Source organism: Oxalobacteraceae bacterium OTU3CAMAD1 (genome assembly GCA_024123915.1).
Lineage (GTDB): Bacteria > Pseudomonadota > Gammaproteobacteria > Burkholderiales > Burkholderiaceae_D > Rugamonas.
Genome location: CP099650.1, coordinates 6,296,869 through 6,315,382, shown reverse-complemented (window position 1 = coordinate 6,315,382; position 18,514 = coordinate 6,296,869). Strand labels below are relative to the sequence as shown.

The following is an 18,514-nucleotide window of genomic DNA, read 5'->3' as shown; positions in this document are numbered from 1 at the left end:
CTGAGGGTAATAGTGAGGGGCTTCAATGGATGAGCCGATGGGGCCGCTGGAGGGGTGCTGAGGGGTGCTGAAGGGGTAACCAACACTGATAGGCAACCCCGGTCACACTCGTTACCCAGGCACCGCACAGTAGCGTTTAACGGTCGCTACGGACACCTTGAAGTGATCCGCCGTGGCTGCTATGGTCGCGCCGTGTTCAGCCCTCCACGCCTTCACTACAGTCGGGTCGAGCGTCTTCGTCCGTCCCTTGTACCTGCCGTCGTCTGCGGCTTTCGCCACTTCGATGCCGCGCTTCTGCATCTCCCTCCGGTTGGTGTAGTCGGCGTCACCCTGAGCGGCCATGAACGCCAACACAGCATCACGGGTGGCCTTCATCATGGGCTCAGTCGCGGTCCCGTCAAACTCCATCCCGTTGAGCGTACACACGACCTTCACCCCCATAGCCATCAACTCCTGCATGACTCGGTGTAGCTCATCGTAACGGCGGCTGATGCGGTCCAGCCATCGCACGTACAGCACTCCGCCATCCGCCAGCTTGTCCATGACCCGCTTCCACTCCGGCCGGTCTGCTGGCGCTACGTGGTAGCCGCTGATCCCGTGGTCGATGTGGGTATGCTTGACCGGCACCCCGTGCTTCTTCGCGTCATCGTACTGGCTGGCGCTGGTCTGCCCCTCGGTGGTGCTGATGCGACCATAGTAAACTGTCTTCATTTGGATTAGCTCATTTAGGTGAATGGCTCAATCATAGTCGCTAGCTCAATCACAGTCAACCCTGATGAGCCGCCGATAGGGCCCATTCGGAGGAGGTCATTACGCTATACCCTGATGAGCCATGGGGAATACGTGTGGGGGGCTATTGTGAGGGAGCGACGATCAATGTCGCCCCCTCGAGATTAAAGGAAGGCCCCTCGGGATCCTCTTCGTTACGGCTTGTAGTGCAACGCAATGAGCCGCTCGGTCTCCGCAGCGAACCCGGCTATGGCGATCTTGCGCATGGACATCTGAGGGACATTCTCCACGATCCATTTCAGTTTTAACTGCATGCCCGGCGACATCGGGATCGTGATCGACTTCTCTCTCATGGTATCCACAGGGACCGCCCATGGGACCAGCTTCGGTTCGGCCGCTGCACGCCCCATAGAGGGGATTAGTGCCGTCTCGCTAACACTTGGCGTCTGACGTGCGGGGGAGAGCTCTGCCGCGTTTTGCCTCGCGGTTATCATGGCTTTTGAGGAGTTTCTTAGCGCCAAATACAGTTCATAATCCTTAAGTGGGATTTCCGTCCCTAGCAGACGCCGCTTCCATCCCTGCTCCATTGGGTACCGTAATCCCAGTAATTCATATTGCCTTCGAGTAATTCCGCCCGTGCTGCCGATACCCACTTCAATCCGCTCGGGGGTAAGAGTTATTTTCGTGTTGCCTACCATATAGACCTCATTGCATAAAAGTTAGTTAAAGGTGTGGGTCGAGGCCGGCCTGATGCCATGCGCCCTATTGTGGGGGGGCGACTTTCGGGACCTATGGGGGGCAAAGTCTCACCAGTCAGCTTCGCGGAGGCTGCCTCGATGCCCGCCAACTCGGGCAGGTACGAGGGTCAAGCGGGCGGGGTTACAGACGACATGCAGCTTGCCGATCCAGAGATGGTTTTCAGTGCGGGAGAAATACCACTGGAGGCGTCGCCCCGCCATAGGAAGAACTTCGATAAAGACCTCTCGCTTGATTGCATTGAACAGCATTGATGTTACGTCTCGGGCGCTCGGGGGAACACGGATTGGCTCCCTAACGCGGCAAGAGTACACAGGCAAAACATTGCTGTAAAATAAACTTTATTGCATTGTTGAACATTCTCGAATATGGAAGCGTGAATGCTCGGGGGCTGCGGCTCCACCTCGTCCTACTACAGGGGACCACTCAGGTCACTCCCAAGTGATGAGTGCGGCGATGGTCTAACAGGTGCGCGGAGGGGGTATGGGGGGAGATATGTTGCGTTCGGGGTTAGGGGGTATGGTTTCGGATTTTTGCGGAAAAATGTTTTGAACCTGCTACGCAGCCCTGATGTCAACCGGGAAATATATTTCTGCTAAGATTGATCTTGTGTGAAATGGCTGGGAAGCTAACGCTGGCATTACTTATGGGAAACAACATGCTCAAACCGCGCGTTTTTATTGGATCGTCTGTAGAGGGACTAGAGGTTGCCTATGCAGTTCAGCAAAACCTTTTGCATGAAGCAGAGGTTACTGTATGGGACCAAGACGTTTTTAAGTTGTCGCGTACTACGATGGAATCCTTGACGGAGGCACTCAAGAGTAACGATTTTGCCGTTTTTATCTTCCGCCCGGATGATCTCTCTACGATACGTAAAGAAACGACGAATGTGGTGCGCGATAACGTCTTGTTTGAATTTGGACTTTTTATCGGAAAACTAGGGCGCGACCGTGTATTCTTTTTGCTGCCGGAGAACGAGGAGCTTCACATTCCAACTGATCTTTTGGGAATTACTCCCGGTAGGTACGATGCGCGCCGAACTGACGGCAGTGCGAAGGCGGCAACTGCCCCAGTATGTTTCCAAATGCGCTCGCAGATGAAAGAGCTAGGTATCGTCCCTGGCCGAATCACAGCAGAGGCAAGTATTAGCCGAGATGCCAATGCTGTTGAAGAACGAGAGTGGATAATGGATGTACTTGAGGAAAACTACGCGAGTGCCCGTTTGACCCTCAAACAAACGATCGCTGCGCAGTCAGGGGATGACGCCTTAGAGTCGCAAGCATGGGTAATCTATTGTGACTTCAAGGAAAAAATAACCACACCAACTTCAGTGTTGAGCGATTTCGCTCGGCAACACTCTGCGTCTCCCAAAGTTGTGACGCTGATTGCTTTCTTGTTAAGGCTCGAAGGGCATGCGGGAGAGGCGGCAAAGCTTCTAACCAATCCAAACGTCACAAAAATGGGGGACACGACAGTTGCGAGGGAGCTCGCGAGATGCTATGTAGATCAAATTGATTACCAAAGCGCCATCACTGTACTCATACAGGCACAACCGGATGATATCCCTGGGGTGGCGCTTGAGCTCGCAGAGGTATATGTTAAAAGTGACATGCCGAATGAAGCACTTAGGGTGATTCAGCGGTGCCATGTTAGCAATCCTCGGGATAAGGAGCTTCGGCACAAGTATGCCCGCATCGCTCAGGACTTGGAGCTTCATAATGTCGCGGCGTCCCTTCTATCTGACTTAATCAAGGATGAACCTGACCGAGTGGATTTTTGGGGGCATCTGGGTAACACATGCCTTCAGCTTGAGTTGCCTGATCAAGCGTTGAAAGCTTATCGAAAAGCGGAGGGCCTCTCCAAGGCAGACGACGCCTCTCAGTGGATAAGGGCAAACATCGGTAATCTTCTAATCAATAACGGTTTTCCCACTGAAGCTTGTCTGTATTTAGCACATGCTGTTAAACATGAAGCCGATTCTGAATATGGGCACGATCGTCTCGCGAATGCGATTAAACTGGCTAATGCGGAGCGCAAAGAATTTGATAAGAAGTGCACTGAAGGAAAGCGTCAGATGCGCGAACTTGAGGCGGCGGCAATGCTCCTCCCACCTGAGCACCCACCAGTTGGATTGTTGCAAAATTTCATCAAATGACCCAACAGTGCGGTTTTAGCGGAACGTATCGGCGTGTGTCATAATTATCGTGCGGTATGATATATACATTAGCGTATACATGGCGCTGCCCTATGCCGCTCAAACCCGCATAAAACCGTGCCTTGGCATCCGAATAGGGGATTCTCCCTCTCTCCGCCAAGAATAGAAATGTAAAAAAGGCCACCCTCGGGTGGCCTTTTTGCATTTCTTTCGTGGCGGAGAGAAGCAAGCCCCCTGCGGGGCTTGCGCGGGCGCCAAGGCGGCCGGTTCGAAAGCCTCGCCCGTGCACGGGCGTGCCTCTCCGAATCGCCTGACTGCCGCCGCGTAAGCGGCGGCGCGCCGACAGGCGCTGCGCGCAGCGCAAAAATTCCTACCAGTACTATTTTCCCGTTCAATTTTTTCGATTGTCCCATTGTCTCATTGTCCGATTGTCAGACCTGACTGGGTGCGGCTATGCCGCTAAGAACAGGGCAAATGAATGTCCGGAATTTTATCTATATGTTGCAGTGCCCTAGAGACTCCTTTCCCTCCTCTTGCATATTGCGATTCTTTGGAATCGCGACCAACCCAAGTAAAGAATAGGGCTGGAGAGGTGATGTAGGCTTACTCTGCAGTTGCGGGCCATATAACTATCGTGCCTACTCACTACGGCGCGCAATAAAAAGACAAGAGCCGCAAAGAATCGCATCAGTTGAAATACCGCAGAGCATAAAGGAACAACATCTAACGGAATTTAGTGACAATTCGCGCATCTTTCCTGCTGGCAAGCTGATATGCTGATCTAAAGGCTAAGTTCGGACAGAGCAGAACTGTTTGATACAAGGACCGTGGGATGTCCAAACCGGTTTTGTTGCGATGTGCTCGTTCTTGCTACAGGCACGCTAGGTTGCCTCCCTCCAGATTGGATGCGGTAGCATGCCCTGCACCAGAGGAGCGAAATTCATCTGATTCAGGGACAACGGCGAAGAGGGTGAAAGAACGGCGCAATGGCATCACTTAGTCGCATTGTATTCTTGGATTGATAATTTCCATTTGATACCGTTGTAAGCTACGCCGGCATTCCGAGTTGGGGAATTTGCTTGACGCGCTTTTGCAGCTTTCATAGAGCACAGCCTCGACGCTCTTGGTTCCGTGTTTCTAGCGGATCCGGCTGGCAGACAGAATTTTCATTGTTGCTTAAAGCTCAATTTGTTGTCAGCATCGTATATGTCCTATTCGAGTTGCCATTACTAGAAATCTGCTTTTGGTACTCCGTCGCGTTATAGAAAATGTATTATTAAAGAAGGTTGAATGTAGAAAATATCGAAAGTATTAACTAAGTTTGTGATTAACGCGCGAATTAATTGTTTCGAAGAATTTTCTTGTTAAATTAAGTTATATTTAGGATTATCTAAAATTTATGAAAATATATCTCGGCAAAAGTTCTATTGAGAGGCAATATCCGTGTATCAGGCTACTTAGGGTGTATACGCCAGAAGAGAAAATCTCAAATTTGTTTTTATGCTATTTTTTGAGTGGGCTAGATAATCAATTAAATCTTGGATACATCAGGATAGGCCATATCGGGCAAAAAGAGGGCGAACGCGTACGGCTACCTGGAGAGATGAGTGAATTGCCCGAGACATACTTTTCGCTCGGGCAGACAGTTAGGTATTACGAGAGAATTGCAACGTTGGGAAAGGTTAAAACACTTCAGATACTAACGTTAATGCGTGACGTTGCATTGTCCGAAGAATTGCGTGATACGGCTAAAACTCAGAATGTGTTCAAAAATTCTATTGCTAGAAATCTTGGTGCCATTAAAGCATTGCAGTTCTTTGATAAAGCTGTAAATTCCAAATCGAAAGAAATTGGATTTGATTATAGTTGCAATCTCAACGGTGCCAAAATTCCCACGACTTGTAGTTTTAACTTTGATAAAGAGAATTTCGTAAATGGCGCCATCAATGTTTTGATTGGAAGAAATGGATGCGGCAAGTCACAGTATCTTGCGAACCTAGTTGCGACCTTGACAGGTGAAAACTTCGTGGGGAAATTTTCAAATGCCGATCGCCAGCAATTTGATAAAGTTATAGCGGTTTCATACAGTATGTTTGACCGATTTTTTCTACCAAATGATATTAAGATAGGCACCAAAAAAGAACGTAGTATTTTTTTACAAGACCAATTGCGATACAAATATATTGGTATGCGGGATAAAAACGGAGATGGTGCTATTAAGGTTGCAAGCGCCGCTTTGCTCAGCAAGCGGTTCTCAGCCGCGATTGAAAACATTGCGAATAAAAACCAGTTGTCTCGTTGGAGGGAGATTATGTCTCCAGTTCTTCTAGACGCTGAAATTGATATTGTAAGCGCCAGCCCAGCTTTAATTCGGGCTAATTTTAGAAAATTAGGGGCGGGACATAAAGCTACACTTTCTATTTTAACAGGCTTATTTGATGAATTAGTTCCCAACTCATTGGTGGTTGTGGATGAGCCCGAGAATCACCTACATCCAGCTTTGCTTGGTCACCTTCTTCAGTCACTTCAAAAAATGCTTGTGTATAAGAGGTCGGTCGCCATCGTCGCGACGCACTCACCAATCATTGTTCAAGAATTTCCGTCTAAATACGTACGAGTCATCCGCAAGATTGATGGGGTAAGTAAGATTTCTTCCTTGAAAGAGAGATCTTTTGGTAGGAGCTTAGACTCCATAGTCTCTGCGGTCTTTGGTGTACCTGCGGAGGTTCCTGGCTATATGACTTTGCTGCAAAATTTAATTGAAAAAAAATGGTCGTTAAAAAAAATTGAACAATACATCGGCGAAGAGCTCGGGCCGGCGGCACGGAGTTACGTAATATCCGAATTGGGGGAGCCGTGAAAACAGGTTTAAAATCAGTAAGATTGACTGAGGATAAAAATGATCTTTCAGCTGTCATTGCGGCCTCTATTGGGCAAAAAAAGAGGAATCTTGTTGCCCAGCAGGCAGCTGTGGTAGCAGCATACGATTATTACGCAAATGAGCTATCAAACTCCAAGCTGAAGCCTTTGACTTTTTCTCCTGCTGTACACAAAGCTTATTATTCTCTATTCGACGGAAAAGGCCCAACGGTAAAAAAAATAAAAGCTTATATAAAATCGGATGCGGAGGATGTCTGTCTTTATTGTTCGTTAAATGACTATGATTCCCTGGATCATTATTTGCCACGTGCTAATTTTCCAGAGTTCTCTATGTCTTCGCGGAATTTGGTGCCCATTTGTACTATTTGCAATAGAGATTGGAAGAAACAAATTTGGGGTGGCGGTAGTGCTAGACCTTTCTTGCATCCTAATTTTGACTATATTGATAGCGTGGATTATTTGGTGTGTGATGTCTCTATTAAGAGTAATGCGTTGCTGATTAAGTTCAATATTGACAAAACTAAGATTGAAGATGGCGTGTTGGCGGATGTATTGGCGAATCATTTTAAAAATCTTGATTTGGCCAGTCGGTTGCGGAAACGCACGCAAAAGGACGAGGTTGATGATCTTATCCGCAGTATGCAGGGAAAACTCACCATTGTCGAAAAGGAAGCGGCTCTACGCGGCTACGTCACACAATTATTGAGAAATAAACAAGATATCCGATTGCAAGCATTTTACAAGGGAGTCCATGATGTGATACCTACCATAGCTGCAACACAATGGGCGCTTGTGTAGGGCCCGCTAAACTGTAGCTAAGATCTATAAGTGTACAAACCGAGGAATCGTTGTCGAGGCGTACACTGGTCGAATTTTCGAGGACGACGTAGATTATGTATACATGCGGTCGTTTCTTGTGCGCCTGAGTGCGAGTTTGAGGGAATGAGGTAAGCTCGAGGGGGGCAAAGGCCAAGCAACGCATGGGTTTTAACGTATGGGTTTTTTTCTATGAGATGGATTCGCCTTTCGAAAATGAAAAAAGGCTACCTTTGGTAGCCTTTATATATTTCTTTGGTAGCGGAGAGAAAGATGCCTTCTTGAGGCTGGCACAGACCGCAGTGCTCAGCACATGTTTGTGGTTCACATGCCAAGAGAAATGCTAACTTCTAGCTTGTGGCGGATGCTGCCGTTCATCGAACGCAATTTGCCAGATAAGCTTCAGTGATGACTCTGTGACCGATGAAGGCCGCTGCCACGCCTCTAGATATATCCGAGCCTCCTCCCACCCATTTACCTTCACAGGCCAACTAGACGACGTGTTATGCGGCGCGGCAAACAGCACGCCCTGTCCGCCAAAACGTGCTAAGTGACGCTCAGTATCATCCACAAGAAGGTCTGCCGCGATAATGCTCTTGTCCCCGCAGAACACGATATTGAGCGGAGAAATAAACGGAAAATGTTCCGCGAGCCAAGCGAACTTGAAGGCGCACGACGCGGGATACTCCATCGCGGCCGTCACGATGAAAACGTCGAACCGTTCAGTGAGCCGTTTGATGGCGTCTTGAGCACCCGGCATCACGGGGAAGTCTCTGAATATTTCGCCCTTATGTAAGAACACGTGCATTGCTTTCGCGTGGTCGTGACTCACCAGTGATCTGAGCGACCCACTCTGTAATTGAGCCTCAGTGAAAGCATATCCATGATTCTCGGCTTGCCAGTCGGCGAGGGCGGAGTGCGTATCGGCCATGACCTCATCCATATCGATAGCCAGGCGGGGTTTCGAATTCAATTGATGCTCCTTTGTGTGGTCTGGCTATGCCAGCCGTGTTCATGTTGATAGTGCGATTCCGGCGGAGGCCCATGCCCATCAGTTCACCGGATTTTTCATCCAGTTCGCCATCAAGTCCACCACCTCTTTTTCCTGGCCGACGAAGCCATGGTAATGCATGGCCTCGCAAACGTCGCCGCTGGGATTGACGCCGCCGTTGACCATCACCAATTTCTTGACGGACGTGTTTTTCAAACCTTTCATGATCCAGTCCAGGTCGTAAGGCTGGCAGATCGGACAGGCGTCGCTGGCGTGATGCACCACCAGCACGGGCAGCTTGAGCGCGGCCAGATTCTGCGACGGCACCGCGCCCTGTTTTTTGTACGCGGTCACGCTGGAGGTGAGCACCAGGCCGGCGATACCGGTGTCACCAGTACTGCTAATGGCAACATAGGTGGCCGAGATAGTGCCGCGACTGGTGCCAACCAGCCAGATCGGCGCCGCGCTCTTGATGCGCACGAACTCCAGCGCGGCGCGCACATCGGCGAGGTGTTTTTCGTTGACGCGGTCGCTGTAGTCCAGCGCCGGCGTATCGCTGGGCAGTCCGAAGATGGCGACGTTGAAGCCGTCCGCCAGGAACAGCGCCACGCTGCGCGCGAGGAAGTTGCGGCTGGTCGGTTTGCCATCGACCACTTTGCCGTAGCCGCCATTCCCGCCTGTGAACAGGAACACCGTCGCCTTGGCGCCGTCCTGCGCTTCCCAGTAGACGCTGGCTTCAACGCCGGGGCGGGTGGGCACCTTGAAGGTCTGCCCATCTGCTTGCGCCGCAAAGCTGCAAACCAGCAGCGTCCATCCAGCCAACCAGCGGATTATCGTCATCGTATTTCTCGGAGAAAAAATACGAAATAGCATAGTCTTCCATGGAGAGCGAATATCCCACTCTTGCTCATCAGGTGGTGTTTGCGGCGTTGGTTGCATTTCGCTCATGTGCGCCAAGTAACGGTGTGAATTCCGTCACCGTGCAATCCTTAGCACACCATTATTCAACGGAGGATGTCATGAGCGATGATCTGACCAAAGCCGGCGCGCAAGACCGCGCCCGCATTAATGTCAACGAGGCACACGAAGTTACCTACTGGACCAATGAGCTAGGTGTAACCAAGGACCGGCTGCAGCAGCTGGTCAAGGAAGTTGGGCCCAGCGCCAAGGCCGTCCGGGAGAAGCTGGCCGCCGGATAGCCTATTCGGCAAACTCGGTCCGACACAGTGATGGCGGCGTACGGATAGGCTAGCCCAGCCGATGGCGACAGGTCGGCATCTTTCATTCCACTGCCGCCTGATCGAGGGCGTTTCAAGCCATTTTGAAGACGAAAGATAATCCGTCTCAGGTTTGAGGCGTTTCTTTTTTTATCGCCACATACTCAGAAATGTGGAAACTACATAATCACTCCACTCCAGACAGGTAAGCAAAAAGACCAAGAGCATGGCTGGAGTTTTGCCTTTGCGCAATTAGTTGCGCCCGCCTTTCGACTTACGCTACAGTGCTATCGGCGCTGTCGACCGCCGCGTTAGCGAATCTCATACAGCGCCTCGACAATCCAGGAAAGATCGATACCGGGCTCGTCGCGATAGGTGCGGAAGAATGACGTTGCCCATGCGGGATCGAGCAGAGTATTCCAACGAGCGAATTCGGCTTCGGAGTGTGTGGATAGGAACGCGGCGCAGACCGAGTTTTCCGCGTCGGCGAACGTGCGGGCAGGGTCCCAATACATGCAGAATTGAACTGCAAGAACGAGTTTTCTCATGGCGCCACCCTCCGGTGCATTCCAGCGGAATGTGCTTTTGCTTAAACAATTTATACGTCGAAGCAGCGGCAACGGATTCAAGCGAAGTTGAACTGGGGAGCGGAAATGAAAGTGAGCGCGCTGTTGGCAGGATGGGCGGTACTGACCGTTAGCACGCATGCGCTTGCGGCGAAGCCAGTCAACCCATGCCCGCCCACGAAGTCCGGCGCCGAATGGTCGGCGCAATGCTTCACAGGAAAGGGGGGCGAACGCAAAGTGAAGCCGCGGTACTTAAAACGCATAAACGCCAACCGCCACGGCATGGCCGTTATCACCATCGGAGACCCGCGCGAGATGGTTGCCGTCAATCGGCGAGGCGTTGTGGTCGTACCGAATATCCGTCACACCGGCGATTTCGACTACCCAACGGCGGACCGTGGGATCGGACGTTTTGCTATCAATGTGGCCGGCGACGATACGCATTCAGTGTATAAATGCGGCTACTTCAAGGCAGAACAGTTTCGTGTCGTGGTGCCCGCGCAGTACGATCAGTGCGGCCCCTTTCGCGAGGGAGAGGGAGAGGCCTGCACAGAATGCGTCAGTTATTGCACCGATGAGGATTGCCACAACAGAATCTTGGTAGGCGGCAAAGGCGTGGTGCTAGCGCCGAACGGCGACATTTTGCGCACGTACACCCCGCCGGGTCTCGACAAGGTTTGCGGCGCCGGCCAGCGGGCGGAGACGCGTGCCGCTCCCGGAGGCGGCACGCTATTCCTTAATTGCAAATCGACTACGGATTCGCCATTGAAGATGTGACAGGACGGAACTGCAGGGGCTGCGTCACCCCGCAGTCATCGGGTGATCGGGTTCCCAATGCTGCGACGTTTGAGTTCCCGTTAATTTGCTCGCGTTGCTACGTTCGAAGGCGAAGTAGCCGATGATTGCCACGAGCAACGCAACGAGGACATAGATGGAGATCTTGTTCATGGTCAAATTCCTTTCCGGCGAAGAAGGCGGTTCATCCGTGCTGTGAGATCAAGATACCATCGTTTTTGCGGCGTACGTTTCATTGCTAAAAGATCCTGCTTCTCTCCGATGCGTAGGTTTCAACAGGAAATGCGCCAACGCCGGCAGCAACACCAACGCTCCCACCATATTCCACAAGAACATAAACGCCAGCAGTATCCCCATGTCCGCCTGAAACTTAATCGGCGAGAAGATCCACGTCGCCACCGCGATCGCCAGGGTGATCCCGGTCAGCAGCACCACGCGGCCGGTGAACTCCAGCGCATGGTGGAAGGCGTCGGACAGGTTCGCGCCGCCGCGCATCCGCGCCAGCACCACGCTCAGCACATACAGCGCATAGTCGACGCCGATGCCCACCCCCAGCGCGATGACGGGCAGGGTGGCCACCTTCACGCCCATGCCTAGCCACACCATCAGCACCTCGCACAGGATCGAGGTCAGCACCAGCGGCAGCACCGCCACCGCCACCGCGCGCCAGGAGCGGAAAGTCGCGTAGCACAGCAAGGTCACCGCGCCGTAGACCCAGAACAGCATCTCGCGCATGGCTTTCTTGACGACGATGTTGGTTGCCGCCTCGATGCCCGCGCTGCCGGCCGCGAGCAGGAACCTGGCCTCCGGCGTGCCCTGTTGCGCGGAGAATTGCTCGACCAGTCCGACCACGCCGCTCAAGGTCGCGGCCTTGTGGTCCTTCAGATACACGTACAGCGACAGCATCGAGCAGCTCTGGTTGAACAGTTCGCGCGGCGCGCGCGTTTGCACCGCGCCGAGCGCGCTTTGGTTCGGCGTCAGGTTGTACCACTTGAAGTTGCCTTCGTTGTAGCCGGTCGCGGCCAGCTTGCTGAGCAGGGCCATGGAATTGGTCGCCTCCACGCCGGGCAGTTGTTCCAGTTGCCAGGCCAACGCGTCGACCTTGGCCAGGGTGTCGTATTGCGTGCACTGGTCGGCGCCGGTTTTGATCATGACCACCAACACGTCCGCGCTGGCGGCGTAGTTGCTGACCATGAAGGCGTTGTCGCGGTTGTAGCGCGAATCGGCCCGCAGTTCCGGCGCGCCGGGATCGAGGTCGCCCACCTGCAGTTGCAGGCTGACCGCGAAGCCGAGCACGGCCAGGATGCCGCTGACAACCAAAGTGAGCGTGGCCCAGCGGCGCTGGGTGAAGCGGTCGAGAAACACCCACAACCGTGGCTTCGGGGAGTCCTGCGCGCCCGCCTGCAGGCTGCGCTCGGCCGCCTTGAGGCTGACGCCGGTGTATGACAGCAGAATCGGCAGCAACACCAAGTTGGTGAAGATCAGCACGGCCACGCCGATGCTGGCGATCACCGCCAGGTCCTGGATGACCTTGATCGGAATCATGGTCAGCACCATGAAGCCGACCGCGTCGCACAGCAGCGCCGCCATGCCGGCCGCGAACAGGCGGCGGAAGGTGTAGCGCGCGGCCACCACCTTATGCGTGCCGCGTCCGACATCCTGCATGATGCCGTTCATCTTTTGCGCGCCGTGGCTCATGCCGATGGCAAACACCAGAAAGGGCACCAGCACCGAATACGGATCGAGCGCGTAACCCAGGGTGGCCAGCAGGCCGAACTGCCACAGCACCGCCACCAGCGAGCACAGCATCACCAGCATGGTGCTGCGCCAGCAGCGCGTGTACCAGTACAGCACGGCCGTGGCGATGCCGATGGCGACAATGAAGAACACCAGCACCTGTTGCAGCCCGTCGATCAGGTCGCCCATGATCTTGGTGAAGCCGGTGATGTGGATTTGCACGCCTTGCTGCTGGTACTTGGCGCGGATCGTTTCCAGTTGTTGCGAGAAGGCGTGATAGTCGAGCGCCTTGCCGGTCTGCGGATTGGTGTCGAGCAGCGGCACGAACAGCACGCTCGACTGATAGTTTGCGGCGACGATCTGGCCGATCTCGCCAGACCGCGCGACGTTAGCGCGCAGCACGTCGATGCTGGCCGCCGAGCCGTCGTAGTCGCCGGGGATCACGGTGCCGCCGTCGAGGCCGTCTTCGGTGACGGCTGTCCAGCGCGTATTGGCGGTCCACAGCGATTTCATGTACGGACGGTCGACGCCGGGCAGCAGGTAGATTTCGTCGTTCATCTTCTGCAACGTGGTCAGGTAGGCCGGCGTGAAGATGTCGCCTTGGGGCACGGCAACGGCGATCCGCAGCGCGTTGCCCAGGCCGCTCAAATCGCTCTTGTTCTCCAGATAGTTGACCACGTAGGGATGGCTGGTCGGGATCATCTTTTCGAAGCTGGCGCTGAGCGTCAGGCGGGTCGCCTGGAAGCCCAGCAGCGCCGTGATCAGCAAGCACAGCAGCACGATCAGCGGCCGGTGGTTGAACAGCGCCCGCTCGGCCAGGTTGCCCGAGCGCTTGTCGAAGTCGCGCAGCGCACGGATCACCGGCTGCTGCTGCATGTCATTGTCAATGTTCATGAATTCAATTGGTGTTGAGTAGCTGCTGGCGCTTGAGGCCGCGCAGGCCGGCGACGATCAGGTGCTTGTCATCGGCCTGGACCAGCGCGGCCGCCGGGGAGGGCTGTGGATTGGGCTGGCGTTTGAAGGTTCGGCCGTGGTCGCCGCTGAGCAGCACGTCGCCGCCCTGGCTCAGCACCGCCAGGGTGCCGTCGGCTAGCTCGACGCCGGCGCTGAAGGTTTGCTGCGAGCCGGTGTCGATCTGTTTCCAGCTATTGCCCTGGTCGCCGGACCAATAGGCCGTGCCGCGCAGGCCGAAGACAACGACCTCGCCGCTACGCGCCGTCACCAGCCCGAAGTAGCTGCCCTTGTAGGGCGAGGCCAGCGCCGTGAAGCTGGCGCCGCCGTCGAGCGAGCGGAACAGGCTGCCCTGTTCGCCGACCAGATAGAGCGCGCCGCCGCCCGCGCGCATGCCGTACAGATGCAGGCTCTTGGGATTAGGCACGCGGCCCTGCCATGGCGTCCAGGTTTTGCCGGCGTCGGTGGTACGGAACAGCAGATTGTAGGCGCCCAGGATGTAGCCGGTACTGGCGTCCTGGAAATACAGGTCCAGGAAGGGTTTGTCCGGACCATCCGCGCGCAGGTGCTCGGCGGCTGTTTTCTCCTGCGGCGTGGTGGCGGCGCGCAGCGCGAGCTCGGCGGCCTGGATGCCGTCCAGCTGCTTTTGCCAGCTCAGGCCACCGTCGGCCGTGTGCAGCACCACGCCCAGGTGGCCCACCGCCCAGCCGCTGCGCTCGTTGGTGAATTGTACGGCCGTCAGGCTCACCTGCACCGGCGTGCGGACCTGGCGCCAGCTGCCGCCCTGGTCGTCGGACAGCAGCACGATGCCGCGTTCGCCCACCGCCACCAGACGTTTGCCGGCGCGCGTCACCGCCAGCATGGCCGCCGTGCCGGACTTGGCGGCGATGATGGATGGTTGGGTCAGCGCGTCCGGCACCGCCGGGGCTGTGGTCGCAGACAGGGCCGCAGACGATGCGAGGGAACCCAGCAGCAACGCCGCCAGCACATGATTCCGCGTCATCATCAGCGCGCACCCTGGTTGGCCAATTCCTCCGGCCCGAAGTAGCTCAGCGGCAGGCGTGGGATCGCCTTGTACTGGTTCGGCGTTTCGTTGGCGGAAGCGTTGAGCAGGTAGGCGCCGGTCTGCACGTTATAGACGCCCCACATGACGTTGGCGAGCAGGGCCGGCAGGTCCGGCGCCAGCAAGGTCAGCGCGTAATTGCTGCGCCAGATCTGGCCCTGGGCATCGTAACCGTCGATCTGAATGATCTGCCAGGTATCCTCGTCCAGGTAGTAGCGGCGCTTGCTCACCACATGGCGCTTGCCGGGGGCGACGGTCGCCTCCACTTCCCACACGCGATGCAACTCCCAGCGCACCAGGTCGGGATTGAGGAACTGCGGGCCCATCAGATCGGCGATCTTGGCGGACGCCGCGCGGTTGTTGTTGTACGGGATGTACATTTCCTTCTTGCCGATCAGCTTCAGCTGGTGGTGGTCGATCGGCCCGAACAGCATGAACGCCTCGTCCACGAAGCCGATGCCGGAGGCGACCGAGTCCGGCGTGTCGTAGGCCACCGACGGCGCGCGGCGCACGCGGCGCTGGCCCACCAGGTATTGCCACAGCGCGCGCGGGGCGGCGGCGTTCAGGCCGTCGTGCGCGAGGATGCCTTCGCCGGCCTTGGAGGCCGGCGCGCGCGTGATCAGGCGGCCGTACTGGTAGATGCCGTCCATCTTGTCCAGGCTGCCTTCCTTGAAGTAGTAGGGACGGGTTAAAGTCTGCTCGGCCTCGTTGGCCAGGGTACGCTTGCCGTCCGGCGGCACGATCCAGGTGCGGCTGGCGTAGATGGCGGTGTCGCCGACCCAGGCCAGGCGGTGGTTCCAGATCGCCTCGTAGCCGGTCTTTGGAATGGGAAACGGAATGCCGCCATAGGCGCCGTCGACCCCGTAGCCGTCGTCGACGGTCTTGGCGCTGGTCGCGTTCTTGAAGGTGTTGTCATAGACCCAGGACGGCGCGCCGCCGGTGCGGTGGGTCGGAAACACGTCGAGCCGGTAGGTGGGATATTTCTTCAGCATGGCGATCGTGCCGGCCGACAGTTTGGCGGCGTACTGGTCCACGTTCTTGCCGGTGATGCTGAGCACCGGTTTTTCCGACGCGAACGGGTCGGCGCGGGCGTCGCCCGGTTTGTAGCCGGGGGCGACCTTGCTGTAGACGCCTTCCCAGGCGGGAATGGTGCCGTCCTTGTTGGCGGCTTTCTCGGCGCCGAACGGCGTCAGTGTGGTCTTCAGCGCGGCGGCTTCCTCGGCGGTGGCGGCGTGCGACTGGCCGGCGACCAGGCCGAGGGCGATCGCGCAGGCGAGCATGTTCAATTGTGGTTTCATGATGTGTCCCTGATCTTAGAATGCGCGTTTGAGGTTGAACGAGATGTAGTTGCGGTCCTTGAGCGGCTGGGCATAGCTCAGCATCGGCGCGTTCGCGGCGGGATTGTTCGTCAGGAAGGTGCCGCTGCGGCCCAGGAAGCGCACATAGCTGATGCCGAACTTCCAGTCCTGCTGGTAGCTGCCGCTCAGGCCGATACTCAAGTCGCCGCCGTGCTCGGCGCCGCCGTTGAAGTTGAAGACGGTCGACGAGCGGCCGTCGAGGTTGTAGCCGATGCCGATGGGCACCGTCAGGTCTAGTCCGCTCAGCACCTGGTAATACGCCGGCTCGAAGGCGATGCGGATGGCGCTGGCGTCGCGCGTCGTGTTCACGTCGAGCGAGCCCTGGTGGGTGACGCTGAGGCGGCGGTTCCACGCCAGCTCGCCGAGCAGCGCGCCGCCCTCGAACAGGCTGTTGGTCGGCATCACGTACACGGCCGACAGGTTGACGTGGGCGCTGTTGCCGACCGCGTAGGCCGGGTTGTCGGTGTTGTTGGCGATGATGCCGACGCCCTGCGCCGACAGGAAATTCGGCGTCGGGCCGCTGACCAGCGGGTTGTTGCGCCGTATCGAGCCCTCGATCGCCACGTTGACGCCGCCCAGCACGGTGCTGGCGCTGGCGCCATAGGTCTTGATGCCTTCCGCGTAGACGGCCTGCACGGTGGACGGCGCGCCGGGCGGGAAGGCCGGCGAAAAGCCCAGGTAGTAATTGGCGCCCTTGTCGTGGTAGCGCGCCGCGTACAGGCCGAACTCGATGTCCAGGCCGACCGGCGCGATGCGCAGCTGCACGCCGCCCTGGCCGGAATCCTTGGCTTTCATGTCGGCTTGGGTGATGAAGGCGGGCGCGCCCGAACCGACCGGGGCCACCAGGAAGGCAGTGGAGCCGGCGCCGGCCGCGTCGTAGGAGCTCAGGTAGCTGCCCACGCCGGGAATGATGCTCGGCTTCCAGTCCAGCTGGTAGTAGGCGCCGAGCGAGACGGTGGGCGCCAGTTGCAGCTGGCCGGAGATCTGGTTGACCGGACGCAGGATTTCTTTGAACTGGGCGCCGGGCACCGACAGCAGCTTGACCAGGTCGACCGGCCCTTGGGCGGCGGCGATGCCGTTGGCGCCGAAGAACAGGCTCTCGCCGTACTGCAGCGTGTGGCGGCCGGCGCGCAGGTTGCCGGAGAGGCCGCCGACGGTGCCCTTGACGTAGACGAAGGCGTCCAGCAGTTCGGCTTTGCGCCCGTGCAGCTTGCGCGTGCCTTCGGTGAATTCGTTGTTGGCGACGCCGGCCAGGCCGGCCGCGTTCGACGACGGCGAGGCGTTGTCGTTGCGGCGGTTGTAGACGGTGTCGTACCAAGCGGCGCCGGAGGCGCGCATGCCCATATTGTGGGTGCTGATGTCGAGCTCGGTCAGCCAGTCGACGCGGTTCGAGACGATGCCTTTCTTGCGGAAATTCTGGTTGCCGTCGTCCAGGTTCAGTCCGGTGAAGTCGCCGGGACCGGAGGCCGTGTAGCCGCCGGCCAGCAAGCCCGGGTCGGCATCCTTGAGGCGGTAGGCGGTGCTGTACTTGATGGTGTTGTTCCAGCTGACCTTGATGTCGGAGCCGGTGTCGAATTCATAGGCCAGCGCCGATTGGCAGGGCAGGGCGGCGGCCACGGCCAGGGCCATCGTCAAGCGGGCGGTTTTGCGCCGTGGTTGTTGTGTTGGTTTCATGTCTCCCCCAGGGGTATTTATAGGTATTGTTGGATTGCTTGCTTGGGTGCTTCAGATGAATGTCGACATCAGCCCTCCGTCCACAGGGATGTTCACGCCGCTGACCCAGCGCGAGGCGTCCGACATCAGGAAGGCGACCACCGGGGCGACCTCGTCGGTGTAGGCGGGGCGCTTCATGCGGTTGGCGTTGCGTTCCACCACGTCCTGGCCGAGCATGGTGACGAAGTCGCCGAGGATGGGCGTGAAGACAGGACCGGGCGAAACGCAGTTCATGCGGACCGAGCGCTCCAGGAACCAGCGCTGCGATTGGACGAAGGTCCAGACGAGCAGGGCTTCCTTGAAGTATTGGTAGCAGGTTTCCTGGGGGACTGGGTGGTCGCGCAGCCAGGCTTGGACGTTTTGGTAGCCTTGGATGTTGGCCAGTTCGCGGTGGAGTTCCAGGCGTTGTTGCCATTCGGCGCCCAGGGCGGAGGCGATGTTGACGATGGCGCTGCCGGCTGGCATGCGGTCGAGTACTTTTTCGGACAGGTGACGCAGGCCGAGATAATTGACGCGGGCGACGAGGTCGCCGTTGGCGGTGCCGGGGACGCCGGCGATGTTGCAGAGGGCGTCGACGGTCGGTGGAAGTTGTGCGGCGGCGGCGTCGATCGATGCCGGGTCGCCCAGGTCGGCCTGGATGAATTGGTCGAGCGTCAGGCCGGGTGGGTTGCGGTCGATGCCGATGACCTTGGCACCGCCAGCGCGGGCCAGACGGGCGACCTCGGCGCCGATGCCGGAACAGGCGCCGGTGATGGCGATGGTTTTGTTGGTGAAGTTCATTTTTGGC

16 protein-coding genes are annotated in these 18,514 nt (G+C 56.9%); 5 read left to right on the top strand and 11 right to left on the bottom strand.

Annotation, left to right across the window (positions count from 1 at the left end; genetic code table 11):
- Nucleotides 1-111 precede the first annotated feature (111 nt).
- Nucleotides 112-711 (bottom strand): recombinase family protein, encoded by a 600-nt coding sequence (locus tag NHH88_26955; GenBank protein USX13260.1) that lies wholly within the window; start codon nucleotides 709-711, stop codon nucleotides 112-114.
- 212 nt (nucleotides 712-923) lie between these two features.
- Nucleotides 924-1,427, bottom strand: a complete 504-nt coding sequence (locus NHH88_26950; protein ID USX13259.1) for a hypothetical protein — start codon at nucleotides 1,425-1,427, stop codon at nucleotides 924-926.
- 716 nt (nucleotides 1,428-2,143) lie between these two features.
- Between NHH88_26950 and NHH88_26945 the strand changes: the two genes are divergently transcribed.
- The 3 genes from NHH88_26945 (at nucleotide 2,144) to NHH88_26935 (ending at nucleotide 7,318) form a co-directional block, all read left to right on the top strand.
- Nucleotides 2,144-3,640 carry a nucleotide-binding protein gene (locus NHH88_26945; GenBank protein ID USX13258.1) on the top strand — a complete coding sequence of 499 codons (1,497 nt, stop codon included), beginning with the start codon at nucleotides 2,144-2,146 and terminating at the stop codon, nucleotides 3,638-3,640.
- 1,399 nt (nucleotides 3,641-5,039) lie between these two features.
- The gene (locus NHH88_26940) at nucleotides 5,040-6,500 is read left to right on the top strand and encodes an ATP-binding protein (protein USX13257.1); all 1,461 of its coding nucleotides are present in this window, start codon (nucleotides 5,040-5,042) and stop codon (nucleotides 6,498-6,500) included.
- Nucleotides 6,497-7,318, top strand: coding sequence for a hypothetical protein (locus tag NHH88_26935; GenBank protein ID USX13256.1), 822 nt, complete (start codon nucleotides 6,497-6,499; stop codon nucleotides 7,316-7,318). The genes NHH88_26940 and NHH88_26935 overlap by 4 nt, the downstream gene beginning before the upstream one ends.
- Nucleotides 7,319-7,679: 361 nt before the next feature.
- Here the strand turns inward: NHH88_26935 and NHH88_26930 are convergent, their stop codons facing one another.
- The gene (locus tag NHH88_26930; protein USX13255.1) at nucleotides 7,680-8,309 is read right to left on the bottom strand and encodes a hypothetical protein; all 630 of its coding nucleotides are present in this window, start codon (nucleotides 8,307-8,309) and stop codon (nucleotides 7,680-7,682) included.
- A 78-nt stretch (nucleotides 8,310-8,387) separates the two neighbouring features.
- Nucleotides 8,388-9,167, bottom strand: a complete 780-nt coding sequence (locus NHH88_26925; protein USX13254.1) for an alpha/beta hydrolase — start codon at nucleotides 9,165-9,167, stop codon at nucleotides 8,388-8,390.
- A 179-nt stretch (nucleotides 9,168-9,346) separates the two neighbouring features.
- On the opposite strand from NHH88_26925, the gene NHH88_26920 reads away from it, so the two are divergent.
- Nucleotides 9,347-9,526 (top strand): DUF3606 domain-containing protein, encoded by a 180-nt coding sequence (locus tag NHH88_26920; GenBank protein ID USX13253.1) that lies wholly within the window; start codon nucleotides 9,347-9,349, stop codon nucleotides 9,524-9,526.
- A gap of 329 nt (nucleotides 9,527-9,855) precedes the next feature.
- Here NHH88_26920 and NHH88_26915 read toward each other — a convergent pair whose 3' ends face one another.
- Nucleotides 9,856-10,092, bottom strand: coding sequence for a hypothetical protein (locus tag NHH88_26915; protein USX13252.1), 237 nt, complete (start codon nucleotides 10,090-10,092; stop codon nucleotides 9,856-9,858).
- A 105-nt stretch (nucleotides 10,093-10,197) separates the two neighbouring features.
- On the opposite strand from NHH88_26915, the gene NHH88_26910 reads away from it, so the two are divergent.
- Nucleotides 10,198-10,887: a hypothetical protein gene (locus NHH88_26910; protein USX13251.1), complete on the top strand. Its 690-nt coding sequence runs from the start codon at nucleotides 10,198-10,200 to the stop codon at nucleotides 10,885-10,887.
- A gap of 24 nt (nucleotides 10,888-10,911) precedes the next feature.
- Here the strand turns inward: NHH88_26910 and NHH88_26905 are convergent, their stop codons facing one another.
- The 6 genes from NHH88_26905 to NHH88_26880 are packed head-to-tail and all read right to left on the bottom strand — an operon-like array spanning nucleotide 10,912 to nucleotide 18,507.
- Entirely contained in the window at nucleotides 10,912-11,058 is a 147-nt protein-coding gene (locus NHH88_26905; protein USX13250.1) for a hypothetical protein, read from the bottom strand.
- 48 nt (nucleotides 11,059-11,106) lie between these two features.
- The gene (locus NHH88_26900) at nucleotides 11,107-13,536 is read right to left on the bottom strand and encodes an MMPL family transporter (GenBank protein USX13249.1); all 2,430 of its coding nucleotides are present in this window, start codon (nucleotides 13,534-13,536) and stop codon (nucleotides 11,107-11,109) included.
- Between the two features lie 4 nt (nucleotides 13,537-13,540).
- A complete protein-coding gene (locus tag NHH88_26895) occupies nucleotides 13,541-14,599 on the bottom strand; it encodes a YCF48-related protein (GenBank protein USX13248.1) in 1,059 nt (352 codons plus the stop codon).
- A complete protein-coding gene (locus tag NHH88_26890; GenBank protein USX13247.1) occupies nucleotides 14,599-15,954 on the bottom strand; it encodes a DUF1329 domain-containing protein in 1,356 nt (451 codons plus the stop codon). The genes NHH88_26895 and NHH88_26890 overlap by 1 nt, the downstream gene beginning before the upstream one ends.
- Before the next feature lie 15 nt (nucleotides 15,955-15,969).
- Nucleotides 15,970-17,688: a DUF1302 domain-containing protein gene (locus NHH88_26885; protein USX13246.1), complete on the bottom strand. Its 1,719-nt coding sequence runs from the start codon at nucleotides 17,686-17,688 to the stop codon at nucleotides 15,970-15,972.
- A gap of 51 nt (nucleotides 17,689-17,739) precedes the next feature.
- Entirely contained in the window at nucleotides 17,740-18,507 is a 768-nt protein-coding gene (locus tag NHH88_26880; protein USX13245.1) for a coniferyl-alcohol dehydrogenase, read from the bottom strand.
- Between the last annotated feature and the right edge of the window lie 7 nt (nucleotides 18,508-18,514).

Excerpts from the sequence above, each read along its gene's own strand:
- NHH88_26955 (USX13260.1), bottom strand. The coding sequence starts at position 711 with ATGAAGACAGTTTACTATGGTCGCATCAGCACCACCGAGGGGCAGACC.
- NHH88_26945 (USX13258.1), top strand. The coding sequence starts at position 2,144 with ATGCTCAAACCGCGCGTTTTTATTGGATCGTCTGTAGAGGGACTAGAG.
- NHH88_26885 (USX13246.1), bottom strand. The coding sequence starts at position 17,688 with ATGAAACCAACACAACAACCACGGCGCAAAACCGCCCGCTTGACGATG.
- NHH88_26895 (USX13248.1), bottom strand. The coding sequence starts at position 14,599 with ATGATGACGCGGAATCATGTGCTGGCGGCGTTGCTGCTGGGTTCCCTC.
- NHH88_26940 (USX13257.1), top strand. The coding sequence starts at position 5,040 with ATGAAAATATATCTCGGCAAAAGTTCTATTGAGAGGCAATATCCGTGT.
- NHH88_26950 (USX13259.1), bottom strand. The coding sequence starts at position 1,427 with ATGGTAGGCAACACGAAAATAACTCTTACCCCCGAGCGGATTGAAGTG.
- NHH88_26925 (USX13254.1), bottom strand. The coding sequence starts at position 9,167 with ATGACGATAATCCGCTGGTTGGCTGGATGGACGCTGCTGGTTTGCAGC.
- NHH88_26880 (USX13245.1), bottom strand. The coding sequence starts at position 18,507 with ATGAACTTCACCAACAAAACCATCGCCATCACCGGCGCCTGTTCCGGC.
- NHH88_26910 (USX13251.1), top strand. The coding sequence starts at position 10,198 with ATGAAAGTGAGCGCGCTGTTGGCAGGATGGGCGGTACTGACCGTTAGC.
- NHH88_26900 (USX13249.1), bottom strand. The coding sequence starts at position 13,536 with ATGAACATTGACAATGACATGCAGCAGCAGCCGGTGATCCGTGCGCTG.
- NHH88_26920 (USX13253.1), top strand. The coding sequence starts at position 9,347 with ATGAGCGATGATCTGACCAAAGCCGGCGCGCAAGACCGCGCCCGCATT.
- NHH88_26915 (USX13252.1), bottom strand. The coding sequence starts at position 10,092 with ATGAGAAAACTCGTTCTTGCAGTTCAATTCTGCATGTATTGGGACCCT.
- NHH88_26890 (USX13247.1), bottom strand. The coding sequence starts at position 15,954 with ATGAAACCACAATTGAACATGCTCGCCTGCGCGATCGCCCTCGGCCTG.
- NHH88_26905 (USX13250.1), bottom strand. The coding sequence starts at position 11,058 with ATGAACAAGATCTCCATCTATGTCCTCGTTGCGTTGCTCGTGGCAATC.